Annotated in this window: 16 protein-coding genes and 2 tRNA genes; 5 read left to right on the top strand and 13 right to left on the bottom strand. The window is 62.4% G+C overall.

Going from position 1 to position 16743, the window contains the following annotated elements:
* The first annotated feature begins 28 nt into the window (after positions 1–28).
* Positions 29–1639 carry a lysine--tRNA ligase gene (locus tag GRI97_RS06525; protein WP_161390257.1) on the top strand — a complete coding sequence of 537 codons (1611 nt, stop codon included), beginning with the start codon at positions 29–31 and terminating at the stop codon, positions 1637–1639.
* A 57-nt stretch (positions 1640–1696) separates the two neighbouring features.
* Here GRI97_RS06525 and GRI97_RS06530 read toward each other — a convergent pair whose 3' ends face one another.
* The 5 genes from GRI97_RS06530 to GRI97_RS06550 form a co-directional block, all read right to left on the bottom strand.
* On the bottom strand, positions 1697–2365 hold the full coding sequence (locus GRI97_RS06530) for a prolyl hydroxylase family protein (protein WP_328598508.1): 669 nt from the start codon (positions 2363–2365) through the stop codon (positions 1697–1699).
* A gap of 129 nt (positions 2366–2494) precedes the next feature.
* Positions 2495–3550: an RcnB family protein gene (locus GRI97_RS06535; protein ID WP_161390258.1), complete on the bottom strand. Its 1056-nt coding sequence runs from the start codon at positions 3548–3550 to the stop codon at positions 2495–2497.
* Between the two features lie 150 nt (positions 3551–3700).
* On the bottom strand, positions 3701–4261 hold the full coding sequence (locus GRI97_RS06540) for a DUF2846 domain-containing protein (protein WP_161390259.1): 561 nt from the start codon (positions 4259–4261) through the stop codon (positions 3701–3703).
* A gap of 84 nt (positions 4262–4345) precedes the next feature.
* Complete coding sequence (ettA, locus tag GRI97_RS06545) at positions 4346–6025, bottom strand: energy-dependent translational throttle protein EttA (protein WP_161390260.1); 1680 nt, start codon at positions 6023–6025, stop codon at positions 4346–4348.
* 133 nt (positions 6026–6158) lie between these two features.
* A complete protein-coding gene (locus tag GRI97_RS06550) occupies positions 6159–7178 on the bottom strand; it encodes a sensor domain-containing diguanylate cyclase (protein WP_161390261.1) in 1020 nt (339 codons plus the stop codon).
* Positions 7179–7345: 167 nt separating this feature from the next.
* On the opposite strand from GRI97_RS06550, the gene GRI97_RS06555 reads away from it, so the two are divergent.
* Complete coding sequence (locus GRI97_RS06555; RefSeq protein ID WP_161390262.1) at positions 7346–8725, top strand: M28 family peptidase; 1380 nt, start codon at positions 7346–7348, stop codon at positions 8723–8725.
* Positions 8726–8746: 21 nt separating this feature from the next.
* On the opposite strand, the gene GRI97_RS06560 is transcribed toward GRI97_RS06555, so the two are convergent.
* The 5 genes from GRI97_RS06560 to GRI97_RS06580 all read right to left on the bottom strand — a co-directional run bounded on the left by GRI97_RS06560 (position 8747) and on the right by GRI97_RS06580 (position 12250).
* Positions 8747–9136, bottom strand: coding sequence for a hypothetical protein (locus GRI97_RS06560; RefSeq protein ID WP_161390263.1), 390 nt, complete (start codon positions 9134–9136; stop codon positions 8747–8749).
* A gap of 148 nt (positions 9137–9284) precedes the next feature.
* Positions 9285–9361: transfer RNA gene (locus GRI97_RS06565), tRNA-Pro, on the bottom strand.
* A 19-nt stretch (positions 9362–9380) separates the two neighbouring features.
* Positions 9381–9456, bottom strand: a tRNA-Ile gene (locus tag GRI97_RS06570).
* 86 nt (positions 9457–9542) lie between these two features.
* Positions 9543–10538, bottom strand: a complete 996-nt coding sequence (locus GRI97_RS06575) for a polysaccharide deacetylase family protein (RefSeq protein WP_161390264.1) — start codon at positions 10536–10538, stop codon at positions 9543–9545.
* Between the two features lie 17 nt (positions 10539–10555).
* Positions 10556–12250, bottom strand: coding sequence for a HAMP domain-containing histidine kinase (locus GRI97_RS06580; protein WP_161390265.1), 1695 nt, complete (start codon positions 12248–12250; stop codon positions 10556–10558).
* Between the two features lie 215 nt (positions 12251–12465).
* On the opposite strand from GRI97_RS06580, the gene GRI97_RS06585 reads away from it, so the two are divergent.
* The 3 genes from GRI97_RS06585 to GRI97_RS06595 all read left to right on the top strand — a co-directional run bounded on the left by GRI97_RS06585 (position 12466) and on the right by GRI97_RS06595 (position 14164).
* Positions 12466–12930 carry an Lrp/AsnC family transcriptional regulator gene (locus GRI97_RS06585; protein WP_161390266.1) on the top strand — a complete coding sequence of 155 codons (465 nt, stop codon included), beginning with the start codon at positions 12466–12468 and terminating at the stop codon, positions 12928–12930.
* A gap of 72 nt (positions 12931–13002) precedes the next feature.
* A complete protein-coding gene (locus GRI97_RS06590; RefSeq protein WP_161390267.1) occupies positions 13003–13413 on the top strand; it encodes a DUF6152 family protein in 411 nt (136 codons plus the stop codon).
* Positions 13406–14164 (top strand): hypothetical protein, encoded by a 759-nt coding sequence (locus GRI97_RS06595; protein ID WP_161390268.1) that lies wholly within the window; start codon positions 13406–13408, stop codon positions 14162–14164. The genes GRI97_RS06590 and GRI97_RS06595 overlap by 8 nt, the downstream gene beginning before the upstream one ends.
* A 70-nt stretch (positions 14165–14234) precedes the next feature.
* Here the strand turns inward: GRI97_RS06595 and accC are convergent, their stop codons facing one another.
* The 3 genes from accC to aroQ form a co-directional block, all read right to left on the bottom strand.
* Positions 14235–15584 (bottom strand): acetyl-CoA carboxylase biotin carboxylase subunit, encoded by a 1350-nt coding sequence (gene accC / locus GRI97_RS06600; RefSeq protein ID WP_161390269.1) that lies wholly within the window; start codon positions 15582–15584, stop codon positions 14235–14237.
* Between the two features lie 4 nt (positions 15585–15588).
* Complete coding sequence (accB, locus tag GRI97_RS06605) at positions 15589–16074, bottom strand: acetyl-CoA carboxylase biotin carboxyl carrier protein (RefSeq protein WP_235917628.1); 486 nt, start codon at positions 16072–16074, stop codon at positions 15589–15591.
* Positions 16075–16183: 109 nt separating this feature from the next.
* The gene (aroQ, locus tag GRI97_RS06610) at positions 16184–16618 is read right to left on the bottom strand and encodes a type II 3-dehydroquinate dehydratase (RefSeq protein ID WP_161390270.1); all 435 of its coding nucleotides are present in this window, start codon (positions 16616–16618) and stop codon (positions 16184–16186) included.
* Positions 16619–16743 lie beyond the last annotated feature (125 nt).

Genomic DNA, 16743 nt, shown 5'->3' on the forward strand with positions numbered 1-16743 from the left:
AATGCGCCCTGTTGCGCATTAGCCGCGCATGTTTGACGCAGCCCTGATCGCCGCCGCCCGAAATTCCAAAGCCTGGCCGTTCCAGGAGGCGATGAAGATCGTCAAACGCTATCCCAATGGAAAGCCAGGCGGTGCGCCGGTTGTTTTCGAAACAGGCTATGGCCCCTCGGGCCTGCCGCATATCGGCACATTTCAGGAAGTTTTGCGAACCACTCTGGTCCGCAGGGCCTATGAAATCGTCGCCAGTACCGATGGCACGCCGGCGCCCACCCGCCTGATCGCCTTCAGCGATGACATGGACGGGCTGCGCAAGGTGCCGGACAATGTGCCGAATAAGGCGGTGCTGGAACAAAACCTGGGCAAGCCGCTCAGCCGGATTCCCGATCCCTTCGGCAGCGATGACAGCTTTGCCGGGCGCAACAATGCCATGCTGCGCGATTTTCTCGACCGGTTCGGGTTCGATTATGAATTCGTGGCCGCCAGCGATCGCTACAACGCCGGCGAATTCGACGATGCGCTGCGCAATGTGCTGCGCAATTATCAGGCCATTCTCGACATCATGCTGCCGACCCTGCGCGAAGAACGGCGCAAGACCTATTCCCCGATCCTGCCGGTCAGCCCGACCAGCGGCGTGGTGCTGCAGGTGCCGGTCGAAGTGGTCGATGCCGAAGCGGGCATCATCCGTTTTGAAGACAATGGCCAGATCATCGAACAGTCTGCATTGGGCGGCCAGTCCAAGCTGCAGTGGAAGGTCGACTGGGCCATGCGCTGGGTCGCGCTGGACGTCGATTACGAGATGTGCGGCAAGGATCTGACCGACAGCGTCACCCAGTCCGGCAAGATCGCCCGCGTGCTGGGCGGTCGCAAGCCCGAAGGCATGATCTACGAACTGTTCCTGGACGAAAAGGGGGAGAAGATCTCCAAGTCCAAGGGCAATGGCCTGACGATTGAGGAATGGTTGACCTATGGCAGCGAGGAAAGCCTGGGTTTCTATCTGTTCCGCGAACCCAAGAGCGCCAAGAGCCTGCATGTCGATGTCATTCCGCGTGCGGTGGACGAATATTGGCAGTTCCGCACCGCTTTGGCCGGCCAGGAAGTGGACAAGCAATTGGGCAATGCCGTCTGGCATCTGCTGCGCGCGGCCGGTGACGGTAGCGGGGCAGGGGACAGTCTGCCGGTAACCTTCGGCCTGCTGCTTAACCTTGTTGGCGTGCTGGGCGCGGATGCCACCCGCGAACAGGTGTGGTCCTATCTCGGCAATTATATCGCCGATCCCACGCCCGCGGCGCATCCCGCGCTCGATCTGCTGGTCGGCAATGCGCTCGCCTACAACCGCGATTTCGTCGCCCCCTCGCTGGTGAAACGCGCGCCCGCCGCCAATGAAGCAGCTGCGCTCACCGCGCTGGATGCGGCGCTGACGGAACAGGCGGAAGATGCCTCTGCCGAAGATCTGCAGACGCTGGTCTATGAAATCGGCAAGGATGAACGCTTCGGCTTCGAAAGCCTGCGTGACTGGTTCAAGGCCTTGTACGAAACCCTGCTCGGTTCCAGCCAGGGGCCACGCATGGGCAGCTTCATCGCGCTCTATGGCGTGGCCAATTCGCGCCGCCTGATTGCTGAGGCGCTGGCACGCGCCTGATCCTGCGCTGACTTGAACCGGTGGGGGCCGCTCGCCTGCGCGCGGCCCCCCACCAGTTCAGTACCAGGGCTTCACCCGGTACCATTTGGTCACCACATATTTGCGCCCTGCAGTCACCGGGCTGCCGGTGTGGAGGGTCGCCTGATTGGGCACGCCCTGCATATCGGCATTGTTCCATATCAGCAGCACGCCCGGCTTGGGTTCGAAACTCAGCCCCAATTCGGGGAAGTCGGTATGGCCGCCCCCTTCGACTTCGTTCAGATAGATCATGGCAGTGATGCTGCGCTGGCCGCGGGTCTTTTCCTGTTCCCAATAGGGGGTGCCATAGGGGAACCAGTCGGTATGCGGCTTGAATTCCTGCCCCTGCAGATAGCGCTGCCCCTGCATGGTTTCGCCATAGGATGGATCGATGCCAAGCAGATCATCGATCCGGCGCTGCAGCCGGATAATGAAGGGATCGAACGGATCCACATCGCCCGAATAGGAGGTCCGGTAGCCGGAGGAATAGGGGGTGTCGAAGGCCTTGCTCGGCTTGGCGCCGGCATCGATCATCCGCATCATCTTGCGGCATTCCTGCGGGGTGAAGAAATCCCCCAGCGCCCAGAGTTCCGCCTTCAGCGACGGCACGCGATAGATGCCGGGTACGGCATTCAGCCGTTCGCGAACGGCTTTGCCCTGTTTGGCGAGCAGGGACTGGTCGGGGACGAGCGAGGCGGCATTCATCATGGCGCAGCTTTTCCAAAGCTTGACGCGGCTGGCAAGCAGGTTTGACGATCCAATGGCAACAGCCTCCGGTCGCGAGACCGGAGGCTGTCAGTCACGGCTTCCGACGGAGAAGCACGCCGGAATTCACCCTCACCAGAAGAAGTCGTAAATTACATCCACCACCTGGCCCGAATACATGTCGACCATCAGGACATCATTGTAGTACCGCACCCAGCGATAGTTCCCGTACACATTGGGCAGGCGATATTGCCACGGGTCGTTGATCCAGTACCGGTTGCCGAAGAACATCGAATCCAGCGCGAAACCGATGCTCAGCCGGCGATAGCTGTAATTGCGATAGGGCGCGTAATAGGTGCCGATGCGATACACATTGCGATTGGAATTGCGGTAGGAACTCCAATTGTACCGCCGGTCATCGCGCCAGCGCCGATCCCACTGCCGATTGTCGCGCCGATCATATCGGTTGTTGTTGTTCCAGCCGCGATTGTCGTTCCAGCGCCGGTCGTCACCACGGCGGTTGTCGTTCCAGCGCCGGTTGTCGTCGCGACCACGGTTATCGTTCCAGCGCCGGTCGTCATCGCGCCGGTTGTCGTTCCAGCGACGATTGTCGTCGCGACCACGGTTGTCGTTCCAGCGCTGGCCATTGTCGCGGCCATTGTTCCAGCCGCGATTGTCGTCGCGCCGGTCATTATCCCGGCGAGTATCCGGGCGATCGTTGCCGCGCCCGTTTTCGCCGCGCCAGACCGTCACCCCGCGCTGGCCGTCCCGGCGCGGATCAGTGCGCGCGCCGGTGAGTCCGGGATCGCGCCACTGGCCCGGGGATTGTGCGGAGGGCACGCGCGGATTGGGCTGCGCCGCCACCGGGCGGCTTTCACGTTGCTGATTGCCCCAGGCCGGCTGGCGCTGGACCTGACGGTCGGCGCGTGGCATCCGGGCGCTGCGGTCCACGCGCTGCTGCGGTGCCTGGCGGACTTCGCGCTGCGCGCGCTGTGGTGCCTGCTGTCGCTGACCACCGCCCCATGATTGGCCACCTTGGCGGCCTGACTGGCCGCCGCCCTGTGACCATGAACCGCGATCACGTCCGCCACGTTCCTGGGCGCTCGCAGCTGAAGGAATGGCGGCAATGGCCAGGGCTGCGGCGATGGCGGCAAAGCCGGATGACTTCAAAAAGGTTCCAACACGCATTTGCGTGACTCCTGAAACACAGGCCGCGAAAGGTTCGCGACCTATCATGTGTTCCGGTCTAGGCGAGTAGTGCTGTCATCATACTGAACTGCTTGGGGGGCTTTTGTTCATCTTTGCAACCTGCAGGATAAACGAAACGCCGTCTTTTTGTTACAGCACTGCGGGGCTTTTGCGCCAGGCGACCATCTTGCGCCCGCCGATCTGTTCGGCTGCGGTGCGCTTGTCGCGCTGTTCGTCGAAGCGGATTTTGCCCTGCAGCGCCCCCATGTCGAAACTCATTTCGAACAGCACCGATTCCCCGGCTTCAACGGTGACCACATGGTCCACGCGTGATCCTTCGGTTTGGGCATTGAACTTGGCGGACAGATTGTGGGTGCCGGGCGCAACCTCGGCCATCATGAAATAACCCGACCGGATCTGGCCTTCGAAATCGCCGTCGATGGAAATATTCATCCCCTGGGCGCCGCCCATGAAGCCCCGCCGCGCGAAATAGAGCCGGGCGCGCCCTTCTGACGGGATCATGGTCATGGCGCTGGCGCGGGTCGCATCGTCGACCTTGCTGCCCTGATTGTTCCGCAGCACGACAAAGGCGGCAAACCCGAGCCCGCCGACCAGGCAAATCAGCCCCACCAGCGGATAGGCAAAGCCGAGATAGAGGCCGATAATGATCGCAAGGATCAGGATCGCAATATTGCGTGGGGTCATCGACATGTCTGGGCCTCCCGAGTTTCTGTTGGGAACAGAAATCCGGAAAGCGGCAGGAGGTTCCGCAAAACCCCCTGCCCGTCGATCAGATCAGCGGCTCAGCTTCTTGTAGGCGAGACGCGTGGGCCGGTCGGCCGCATCGCCCAGGCGGCGACGCTTGTCTTCTTCATAGGCGGCGAAATTGCCTTCGAACCATTCGACATGGCTGTTGCCTTCGAAGGCCAGGATATGCGTCGCCAGACGATCGAGGAAGAAGCGATCGTGGCTGATGACCACGGCGCAGCCGGCGAAGTTTTCGATGGCTTCTTCCAGCGCGGCCAGGGTTTCGACGTCCAGATCGTTGGTCGGTTCGTCCAGCAGCAGCACATTGCCGCCGGCCTTCAGCATCTTGGCCATGTGCACGCGGTTGCGTTCACCGCCCGACAGCTTACCGACGTTCTTCTGCTGATCCTGACCCTTGAAATTGAAGGCACCGACATAGGCGCGGGTCGATGTGTCGTGACCATTGACCTTCATGTAATCGAGCCCGTCGGAAATTTCTTCCCACACGTTCTTCGACGGATCGAGATGGTCGCGGCTCTGGTCGACGAAGCCCAGACGCACGGTCTGGCCGATATCGAGCTCGCCGCTGTCGGGCTGTTCCTGGCCGGTGATCAGCTTGAACAGCGTGGATTTGCCCGCGCCGTTCGGCCCGATCACACCGACGATGCCGCCCGGGGGCAGCATGAAGGACAGATCTTCGAACAGCAGCTTGTCGCCGAACGACTTCGTCAGGTTCTTGGCTTCGATCACCTTGCCGCCCAGACGTTCGGGCACCTGGATAACGATCTGGGCCTTGCCGGGACTGCGGTTGTCCTGCGCGGCGACGAGTTCCTCGAACTTCTTGATACGCGCCTTGGACTTGGTCTGCCGACCCTTGGTGCCGGCGCGGATCCATTCCAGTTCGTCGTTGATCGCCTTCTGGCGGCCGGTTGCCTCGCGGTCTTCCTGCGACAGACGCTTCGACTTCTTTTCCAGATAGGTCGAATAATTGCCTTCATAGGGGAAGTACTTCCCGCGATCGAGTTCCAGGATCCATTCGACCACATTGTCGAGGAAATAGCGGTCGTGGGTGATCATCAGCACCGCGCCGGCATATTCCTTCAGATGGTTTTCCAGCCATTCGACGCTTTCGGCGTCGAGGTGGTTGGTCGGTTCGTCCAGCAGCAGGATGGAAGGCTTCTGGATCAGCAGGCGGGTCAGGGCCACACGGCGCTTTTCACCGCCGGACAGGCTTTCCACCGACCAGTCGGACGGCGGGCAGCGCAGCGCTTCCATCGCGATTTCGAGCTGATTGTCGAGCGTCCAGCCGTCCACGGCATCGATCTTCGCCTGAAGATCGCCCATTTCCTCCATCAGCGCGTCGAAATCGGTGTCGTCCTGCGGATCGCCCATTTCGGCCGAAATGGCATCGAACCGCGCGACCATGTCGGCCACTTCGCGCGCGCCGTCCTTGACGTTTTCGAGCACGGTCTTGGTCGGGTCGAGTTCCGGCTCCTGCGCCAGATAGCCGACGGTGATGTTCTCGCCCGGCCAGGCTTCACCGGTGAAATCGGTGTCGATCCCGCCCATGATCTTCATCAGCGTGGACTTGCCGACGCCGTTAGGGCCCACGATGCCGATCTTGGCACCCTGATAGAACTGGAGATTGATGTTCGAGAGCACCGGCTTCTGCGCACCGGGGAAGCTCTTGGTCATGTTCTTCATGACATAGGCGTATTGCGCGGCCATTATCGTCCTTCGCGGGGTATCTGGAGGTGTCTGGAATTGGCCTGCAGATAGGGGCTGGCGCGCGGCGGGGCAAGCGGCTTGCGCAGCCGCGCGCAGGCTACGCGTGCCCACGCGCCCTCCATCGGTGGTTTCGTCAGGCGGCCGTATTGCGATCCTGCCGTTGCGGCGTGCCGAGTTCTCGCATCACGAAGCGATCCCGCCCGGCATGCTTGGCGCTGTACAGGGCCTCGTCACACCGCCGCAGCAGCTTGCTGCGACCTGATTCGACCGGCGCGTGAACGGTCACCCCGCCGATGCTGACGGTCAGGACCGGTGCAACGGGGGAATGCTCGTGGCGGATATCCAGCGCCTTGATGCTCTGGCTGATGGCCGCGAACACTGCCGCCGGACAATCGCATCCCGGCAACAGCAGCGCGAACTCCTCCCCGCCATAGCGCGCAGCCAGGTCGTGCTTGCGCCGTGCAGCAGTCTTGAGCGCACCGGCCACTGCCTTGAGGGCTATGTCCCCGGCGACATGGCCATAGCCATCGTTGAAGCGCTTGAAGTGATCGATATCGATCAGCGCCACCGTGAAGATGGCCCCGGTCGCGCGCATGCGCGCTATCGCCCGTCCCAGTTCCATGTCGAAACAGCGGCGATTGGCTATGCCCGTCAGCCCATCGGTCAGCGAAAGCCGTTCCAGTCTGGATTTCTGCATGGCCAGCCGGGCATTGGCCGTTACCAACGCGCGGCAGGTCTGCTGCAGGTCTTCGCGCAGTCGGACGGTCTCGGTGATGTCCATGATGAAACCGGTGGCATGCCGGGGCATACCGTCACCTTCCTGGCTCAGCGATGCCAGCGAACGCACCCAGCGGGTTTCGCCATCCGGGCGCAGGATACGGAACTCGACCCCGTAATCCTGATTGTGCGCATCCAGCCTGGTGATCGTTTCGGTGACTTCGGTAACACGCGCCACATCATCGGGATGGATGAAAGGCCGAAACTGTTCGATGGTGGTGATCGGGCTGTCGGGATTGCGGCCCATGATGGCGTACCATCGGCTGTCGCAGGAAAGCTGTCCGCTGCCGATGTCCAGTTCCCAGCGTCCCAGCCGGCCGACCTGCATTGCCAGTTCCAGCCCGGCATCGCCATTGCCGGAAACGGGTTCAATCATCCTTTGATGCATCATCCCTCCGCCCGTTTTCAGGACTGGGTCGCGCCTGAAAATGCCGTCATAATATCAACAACCGGTTATGTGTTTCGATCCCGCTACCCCATTGACCTGATGCGCCTCGAGTGGCCTTTTGCGTTGCAATATCCGTCGCGACGAAGGACCCTGCCATGAAACGATCCACCACCGTCCTGCCGCTGCTTGCCCTTGCTCTCGGCATGCCGGCGATCGCGCAGGCCGAAACCATGTTCCCGCTGGGACAGGAAGCCGATGCGGCCCTGCAAAAGGACGAATTGGCGTGGGATTTCGTCGAAGGGATCACCACCGAAGTTGGTCCGCGTCAGGCGGGCACGCCCGATGAAGCCCGTGCCCGCGTCTGGGCGGTGGAATGGCTGCGGCGGAATGGCTTTGCCGATGTTCGCGAAGAGCCCTTCACCATGCCCACCTGGGTGCGGGGGGAGGAGAAGGCAGAGGTGATCGGTGCCTTTGCCCAGCCGATGCATATCGCCGCCCTTGGCAACAGCGCCGCCACCCCGGTCGCCGGGCTGACGGCTGAGGTGGTGCCATTCCTCAGCTATGCCGATCTGGAAGCTGCCCCGGCCGGTAGCCTGACGGGCAAGATCGCCTATATCGGGCATCAGATGCGCGTGACGCAGGATGGCTCAGGCTATTCCTTCGCTGGCCCCGCACGCTGGACCGGCCCCGGGTTGGCGGCCAGCAAAGGCGCCGTTGCCACCGTGATCCGTTCGATCGGCACGGAAAACCATCGTACGCCGCACACCGGCACCACCAGCTTCCCCGATGGCGTGCAGGCGACCCCGGCGGGCGCCCTGTCCAATCCCGATGCGGACAATCTGGAGCGCATGCTCGCCCGCTCGGACGGGCCGCTGTCGATGCGCCTGCTGCTCACGCCCCGGTGGATTGGCGACACGCAGAGCGGCAATGTGACGGCGGAAATCACCGGCACCAATCCTTCCCTGCCGGCGGTGCTGCTGGCCTGCCATCTCGACAGCTGGGATCTGGGGACGGGCGCGGTGGATGATGCATCGGGTTGCGGCATCATCGCGGCGGCCGCGCTGCATATCGCCAGGACGCAGCAGCCGCTGCGGACCATCCGCATCCTCTTCGCCGGGGCAGAGGAAGTGGGCGTGCACGGCGGTCGCGCCTATGCCTCCGCCCATGCCGATCGCCCGGTCTTCGTGGCGCTGGAAAGCGATTTCGGCGCCGATCGCATCTGGCGGCTGGACAGCAATTTTGCCGACAGCAACCCGGATCTGCACGCCCGGCTGACCCGCGCCGTCGCGCGCTTCGGTGTGGCCGGATCGCGCGAAGTGGCCACAGGCGGCGCCGATATCGGCATCGCCCGCGACCAGAAGGCCGGCATCATCGATCTGCAGCAGGATGGCACCCGCTATTTCGATCTGCACCACACGCCCGATGATACGCTGGACAAGGTCGATCCCGTCCAGCTGCGTCAGAATGTGGCGGTGTGGACCCAGGTCGTGGCCGTCCTGGCCAATGAGCCGCCGCAGATAACACGGCAACCGTGATCTGCGGCGCGCGAATGCAGATCAGTCTGCGCACACCTGATGCGGGATCATGGTCATGCTGCCATCCATGCTTGTGACGGCACGCATTTCGGCACGGGTCCTGGTACAGGGCTGGCCATTCCGATCCACTGGGCCGCGCGCCTTGGCCGCATCGCGTCGGGCCTGGACTTCGGGAGGAGGGCAAAACCGGTCCCGTACCCAGGCTTCGGCGAATTCCCGTCCTTCGGTTCTGACACGTCGTTCATAACGTGATTTGTACCGCCGCTGATCCTCCGGCGACAGGGTGGCATAGGAACAGGCCGGGGCGTTTCCAGAGTTTGTGACGGTGTCCCGGCCGCCAGTGTTTTGGGCAGAGGCGGCATCGGTGTCGCACCCCGCCGTCAAGGCGCCCGCCAGCAACAGCGCGGCCATTCGCATTGTCATCGTCTCGCCTCCGTGCTGGATGCAGCGTCAACGATTGGACATGAACCACGACACCAGTCGCGCCCGTTTTCAGGACTTGCAGTGGCTACAGCGCGGTGAATGGATCGCCTGACCGGCGGGATGCAAAAAAGAAGAATGGTCGGGGAGACAAGATTCGAACTTGCGACCCTCTGGTCCCAAACCAGATGCGCTACCAGGCTGCGCTACTCCCCGACTCTATTCTTTGCCCGCATGGTGGGCCCGGCAGGATTCGAACCCGCGACCTAGCCGTTATGAGCGGCCAGCTCTAACCGCTGAGCTACAGGCCCGATGTCATGCTCCGCTGGGTCGCGTTAGCGGTCTGTCCGGGTTGTGGCAAGCACCAGAAAACGGATAGTTGCACTGCTCGGCAACTTCAGCGCTGCACCGCTTCCAGAATTCCGGCGACACTGGTGGGCGCCACGCCGCGCTGGCGTAGATAGGCGAACACCTGCTGCCACCAGCCATAAAGCGTATCCAGACCGGCCTGATCGCGGACATAGGGGGTATGCCCGATATCCAGCGAAGGGCTGTGGAAAGAAAACACCAGCAGGGGCAGCCCGTCATCCAGCGCGATGTCGACCCCGCGCAATGCCTCTTCCACCCGCGTCCCCTCTGGCGTCAGCGGAATGCGTTCAAGCAGCCCCAGTCGCGACATCAATCCGCGCAGGCGTGGCACCCGCCACAATGCGGGATAGATGGCATCCCCCTGTTGTCGCAATGGACCCCAGAACACCGTCGTCAGCGGACATTCCAGCAGGCTGCGGGCAGCATCGACCCAATAGGGTTGCAGCGGGAAGGGGCGGTAATCGCGGCCACCGCCAGCGGCATAATCGAATTTCGACCGTACGGAGCTGTCGATGGCGATGCCGGCATCATGCAGGATCTGGGCGGTATTGGGCCCCAGCCCATAACGGCCCGCCCGATAGATCAGCGGCTGGCACCCGAAATTCGCCTCTATGGCATCACGCAGAGCCATGAACTTCGCCCGCTCCAGTTCGGGCGGCAAATTGCCGGCGAAGGAGTTGTGCGCTGTCACCTCTTCATCGAAGGGAGGGTTGACCCAAGGGTGCAATTGCACGCCCACCTCCGCCCGGCCTGCCGCAATCGCAGGCCCCAGCACCGCGATTGCTTCCTCGCAGGTGACGATCGGCCAATCGACCAGGTAGATCGGGATGACGCCCTCACTTTCGCAGAACGTCTGGAATCGGCCCATGGCGGCAACATGCCGCAATCCGTGGCCTTCGCGTTGCAGAGGCTTGTTCCAGTCGAACTCTTCCTCGGTATCGACCGTGACAATGAACCGCTGACCGAATTCCCCGTCAAATCGCGCGATCGCACCCATCTGGGGCGGATCGATGAGCGATGGCATCCCGGTTGCCCCCTGCTTCAGGTCCGGGCACTTTGGTGTGCGCCGAATGTATCATCGCTATTATCGGGCATGGCCTCGGTCAAGACGGGCAGGGTCAGAACCAGGCGATCCTGTTCCCGGCGCAATCCGCCGCCAACCGCCAGCGCCTCTGCACGGGCAAGGCGGAGCGTGAAGCCGGTGCCGAACGCACCGGTGGAGATCGATCCGGCCCGATGCTGCCCGCTGGTATCGAACAGATCGGCGGTTTCGCGCATGGCCAGGGGGATTTCGGCCGAGATATCCAGCGATGTGCCATCGCCATGGATCGTCAGCTTTGCCTCTTCACCCGGGGCCATCGATCCGGCCAGCGTTGCCAGCACGCGCCACACCAGTTGCTGGGCATCGGTCTGTTCGATGCCGATGACGAAGGGCCCGCCCGATACATCAAAACTGATTCGCGCATTGCGTGGGCGCAGCACATTTTCCAGTCGCTGCAGAATGATGTGAACTGCCGCGCGCATGTCGCTGCTGCCGGCGGGCAGGGTCATCGCCCGGCTTTCCAGCTTGGCCAGCCGCTCGATCTCGTCAAATCCGGCCAGCAGCCGCGCCGCGTCGACGGCGACGGATGCCGCCAGGGCGCGGTATTCATTGGGGGCGGGGCCGAACAATTGCTGCTGGATGATTTCGGCAAAACCCTGAATGGCGTTCACCGGCGTGCGCAATTCATGCAGCACCTGGCGCATCCGGTCGGACCCTTCGTCCACCGGCTCGGTACCCGCTTCGGCTTCGGGCTTGTCCGCCTGGCGCCGGATGCGGCCCGCATATCCTTCGAACGCCCGGTTGAGCGGGGCGAAGCGCGGGGAGGCATCGATCAGCCACAGGCCGGTGATCGCGGGGGTGGCGGAAAAACTGATCCGACCGCCGCGCACGGGCAGGCGCAGTTCCATGTTGCGGGCGCTCACCGGATCGACGCTGGCGATGGCATCGGGTTCCGGATCGCCCAGGGTGATCCCCACCACCATCGGGGCGATTCCGGGGGAAGCCCAGCTGATCATGCCGCTGGCATCGGCTTCGAATTCGAAGCTGGTGATCGCCCGACCGGCGGCGACCGCCTGGCTATCGGTCGAAAAACGCGCGGGCGGGGGCGGCGCATTGTCGCTGCGGGCACGGCGGAAAGCCTCGATCCGCCGGACCAGCGCACCGATTTCAGCCGGGCCACCACCCGGGGCAGGCGTGGTCGGTTCCAGCGGCTCCTGGGCTGGCGAAACCTCGGGCGCGGCCTGGCGCGGGGCCGCGTCGGTCAGCACCAGATCGCCCACACCCAGCCGTTCCAGCATCTGCCGTGCACTGGCGGGCAGGTCCGCCCGATGGCGCAGGAATCCGCGCGCCGAAACCGGCAGATGCGGAATGATCTCCAGCCAGTCGTCGCCGGCCAGGCTGGCCGCAGACATCGCTGCCGCCGCCACCTGCGGTTCCCGATCGGCCAGCCAGTTCACCAGCGCCGGATTGCGCAAGCGCACGCCCGGCTGGCGCAGGATTGCCGCCTGCCACAGGAATGGCAGGGCGTCGGACAGTTCGCCCAGCCGGTTGAGCCCTTCCTGGCCCAGATCGACATCTGCATCCACGGGCAGGGTGCCCAGCAGATCGATCAATTGCCGATACTGCGTTCGCGCAGCCGTGTCGCTGCCTGCGCGGGAACGCAAGACGGTAGCGAGACGGTCGTCAAACAGCATCGATTCTCCGGACTTTGTCATGGATGCGTGCACATCTGTGCAGTGCGGTCATAGCCCGGTTTGTACAAGGGGCGACAGCTTCGATTTGATGCGTTGCAAAGCGGGACAATTGCGGGCATATATAACATTGTTGCGGTCAATGATCGTTTGGGGGTTGTAAATTTCATTTTGACCCCGAAATCTTCGCTGATCGACGTTTTGGGTTTAGAGGTACGATGGCCACACTGGATATGATCGACCGCCACCTGCTTGCTGAATTGCAGGAAGAAGGTCGCGTAACGAATGTTGACCTTGCCAAACGTGTCGGACTGACTGCCCCACCATGTTTGCGGCGGGTGCGCGCTCTGGAAGAAGCCGGGGTAATCCGCGGTTATCACGCCGATCTTGACCCGTCCAAGCTGGGCTTTGCCATCACAGTCTTCGCCATGGTCAGCCTGAAGAGCCAGGCCGAGGAAGATCTCCGCGCCTTCGAGGATCATATCAAGGCGCTGCCCGAAGTGCGCGAATGTCACATGCTCAACGGCGAAATCGACTTCATTCTCAAGATTGTGAGTCAGGATTTGCAGAGCTTCCAGGAATTCCTGACCAGTCGCCTGACCCCGGCGCCCAATGTGGCAAGCGTCAAAACCTCGTTGACGATCCGCACGGCCAAGAGCCTGCCGGGCGTGCCGCTGGACTGACCCTTGCCAGCGGTATAGCTTCCCTCCTGATGGCAGTTCGATAACGGGCGCCATGATCAGGGCTGGGGATGGATGATGCACAGGAAAGGACCCGCCCTCGCGGCGGTATTGGCAGGCGCGTTGATCGCGTTGGGTTCGACAAGCGCTCTGGCGCATCACAGTTTTGCGGTTTTCTTCGATTCTGATCGGACGATTGCGATCACCGGCACTGTAACCGCATTTCGGTTTACAAATCCTCACGGTACCATCGCTCTCGATGCGCGCGACAGCGCTGGCAAGCTTACCCAATGGCGGGTGGAAACCAATGCCCCGGTGGTCCTTACCCGGCGTGGATGGCAGCGGGACAGCATCAAGCCAGGGGACGTGATTACTGTTGATGGCTGGACGGCGCGCGACGGCAAACCTTATTTGCGGCTGCGCAGTGCGCGCAACGCGCAGGGGCAACTCATCGGGCAGGCCGCATTCGGGCAGTCCGATGATTGATCGATCCATTGGCCGCATCAGCGCCGGCCTGCTGATCGCTCTTGCTGCGCCCACATCGGCGCAGGTGCCGGATATGTCGGGCTTCTGGTCGCCATCCTTGGAGCCCGGGCCGCGCGATCAGGTGCTGCTGGATCAGTTGCCGCCCGATACAGTGCTGGTCGAAGATACCGGGGTTGAAGAATTCCCGCGTGGCGAATTCGGCGGATTGAAACTCACGCCGCCGGCGCTTCGCCATGCCGAACAATGGCAGCCGGAAAATGACATGACCGTGCAAAGGGTCTGCCTCGTGCCTTCAATCGTCTATTCGATCCAGGGGCCGTTCCCGTTCGAGATTGTCCAGACGGCGGATGTGACGATCTTCAAATATGAATATTTCGATCAGATCCGCCTTGTTTATACCGATGGGCGTGCGCATCCCCCTGCCAATGCGCCACATACCAAGATGGGGTTTTCCACCGGTCGCTGGGAGGGGGACGAACTGGTAGTTGAAACCAGCCATATCGCTGCATCGACCATCACGAACAACGGGCTCGACCATAGTGAGGATGTACGAATGGTCGAACGCTATCGTCTGCAGGACGATGGCCGCACGCTTGCAGCAACCCAATGGTTCAGCGATCCTGCCGTGCTGGAAAACAACGGTGCTCGCTATATCGAATGGGGCAAGCGGCCGGGGGAGTTCATCAACCCCTATGAATGCGATCCCAGCTTTGCCCTGGAATATGCCCAGATCGGTCGGAACGACGAATGATAAGGGGGCCAAGAAAAAAGGGCTGCCGCTTCGCTGAAGCGGCAGCCCTTTTTGTCAGGCCGTCAACGGCTCAGGCGTTGCGTTCCGCCAGCCATTCTTCCAGCCATTTGATCGAATAATCGCCGTCCAGAATATCCGGCTCCTGCAGCAGCGCCTTGTGCAGCGGGATGGAGGTTCTCACGCCGTCGATCACCATTTCTTCCAGGGCGCGGCGCAGGCGCATGATGCAGCCTTCGCGGGTGCGACCATAGACGATCAGCTTGGCGATCATGGAATCATAATAGGGCGGGATCTGATAACCGGCATAAAGGCCGCTATCCACGCGCACATGCATGCCGCCGGCCGCATGATAGGCGGTCACCTTGCCCGGGCTGGGGGCGAAGTTGAACGGATCTTCGGCATTGATGCGGCATTCGATGGCGTGGCCATGGAATTCGATCTCGTCCTGCTGCACCGACAGCGGCTTGCCATCGGCAATGCGGATCTGTTCGCGCACCAGATCGAGCCCGGTGATCATTTCTGTTACCGGATGTTCCACCTGCAGGCGGGTGTTCATTTCGATGAAGTAGAACTGCCCGTCTTCCCACAGGAATTCGATCGTGCCGGCGCCGCGATAGCCCATGTCGGCCATCGCCTTGCGCACCACCTCGCCCATGCGCGCCCGCTCCTCGGCAGACAGCACGGGTGATGGGGCTTCTTCCAGCACCTTCTGGTGGCGGCGCTGCAGCGAACAGTCGCGCTCACCCAGATGGATCGCACTGCCATTGCCGTCGCCGAACACCTGGAACTCGATGTGGCGCGGATTGCCGAGGTATTTTTCGAGATAGACGGTGTCGTCGCCAAAGGCGGACTTTGCTTCGCTCTTGGCCTGGCCGATCAGGCTTTCTAATTGATCGGGCGACGCAATTACCTTCATCCCGCGCCCGCCGCCGCCACTGGCAGCCTTCACCAGCACGGGATAGCCAATCTGTTCGGCTACGCGCGCGGCTTCTTCGGTCGAATGGATGGCGCCGTCCGATCCGGGGACCAGCGGCAGGCCCAGGGCACCGGCGGTGCGCTTGGCTTCCACCTTGTCGCCCATGGTACGGATATGTTCGGGCTTGGGGCCGACCCATACGATGCCATGCGCTTCGACGATTTCTGCAAATTGCGCGTTTTCGGACAGGAAGCCATAGCCCGGGTGGATCGCATCCGCGCCGGAAATTTCCGCCGCCGCGATGATCGCTGCCTGGTTCAGATAGCTCTGCGCCGCATTCGGCGGGCCGATGCACACCGCGTGGTTCGCCAGGCGGACATGCATGGCATCCGCGTCGGCGGTGGAATGGACAGCCACCGTCTCAATGCCCATTTCATGGGCCGCGCGGTGAATTCGCAGCGCGATTTCGCCGCGATTGGCAATCAGCAGGCGCGTAATCGGCATAGGCTCAGCCGATCACCACCAGCGGCTGGTCGTATTCGACCGGCTGCGCGTTTTCGACCAGGATCTGCTTCACGGTCCCGGCAGCGGTGGCGGTGATCGGGTTCATCACCTTCATCGCCTCGACGATCAGCAGGGTTTGGCCCGCCGACACGGTGTCCCCGACCTTGATGAAGTTCGCGGCACCCGGTTCGGATGCCAGGAAGGCTGTGCCGACCATCGGCGAACGCACCGCGCCAGCCAGATCGGCGCCAGCTGCCGGGGCCGCATCGGCCGCTGCAACCGCAGCGGGTGCCGCCAGTGCCGGGGCAACCGCATAGGATACCGGAGCGGCAGAAACGCCACCCCCGCGGGAGACGCGGATCTTGCGATCGCCTTCTTCCACTTCGATCTCGGTCAGGCCGGTTTCGGCCAGCAGTTCTGCCAGTTCGCGAACCAGCTGCGTATCAATTTTCATACCGGAAACTCCGGTGTTGCCCTTGGCCTCGGCCATTTATTCCTCACGGGATAGGTCAAACAAGCGGTGGCCTATGCGTTCTGCGGCTCCGCATGGCAAGGGGCAGGGGGTGTCTTCTGCCCGTCACAATCGGGGAAAACCGCGATTACAGCCGCGCTGCGGCCTCCAGCGCCAATTCATAGCCCTGCGCGCCGAAGCCTGCAATCGTCCCCTTGGCGGCCATCGCGACATAGCTCTTGTGGCGGAAGCTTTCGCGCGCATGCGGGTTGGACAGATGCACCTCGATCACCGGCGTGCGGATCGATCGGATCGCATCATAGATCGCGATGGACGTATGCGTCAGCGCCCCGGCATTCAGCAGCACGGCCTTTGCGCCTTCCGCCTGGGCTTCGTGCAGCCAGTCGCAAATATGCCCTTCGTGGTTGGATTGGCGCAGATCGACTTCCAGCCCCAGCTTCTGGCCCAGATCTTCCAGTCGCCCGGCAATGTCGTCCAGCGTGTCGGAACCGTAGATTTCCGGCTCCCGCATCCCCAGCAGGTTCAGATTCGGTCCGTTGAGGACATAGATAAGATCGGCCATGCGGGTTCCTTCCTGACGTGTGGCATGCGCCATAACGCGTCATTTACGCCGGATCAAAGTCGGGAGCCGCCAGGATGGCGTTCATTCGCAGATGTCAGGGGGGAAGGGCGACGATCGCCGGGAAA

Source organism: Croceibacterium xixiisoli (genome assembly GCF_009827305.1).
In the GTDB taxonomy this organism is placed as follows: Bacteria; Pseudomonadota; Alphaproteobacteria; order Sphingomonadales; family Sphingomonadaceae; genus Croceibacterium_C; species Croceibacterium_C xixiisoli.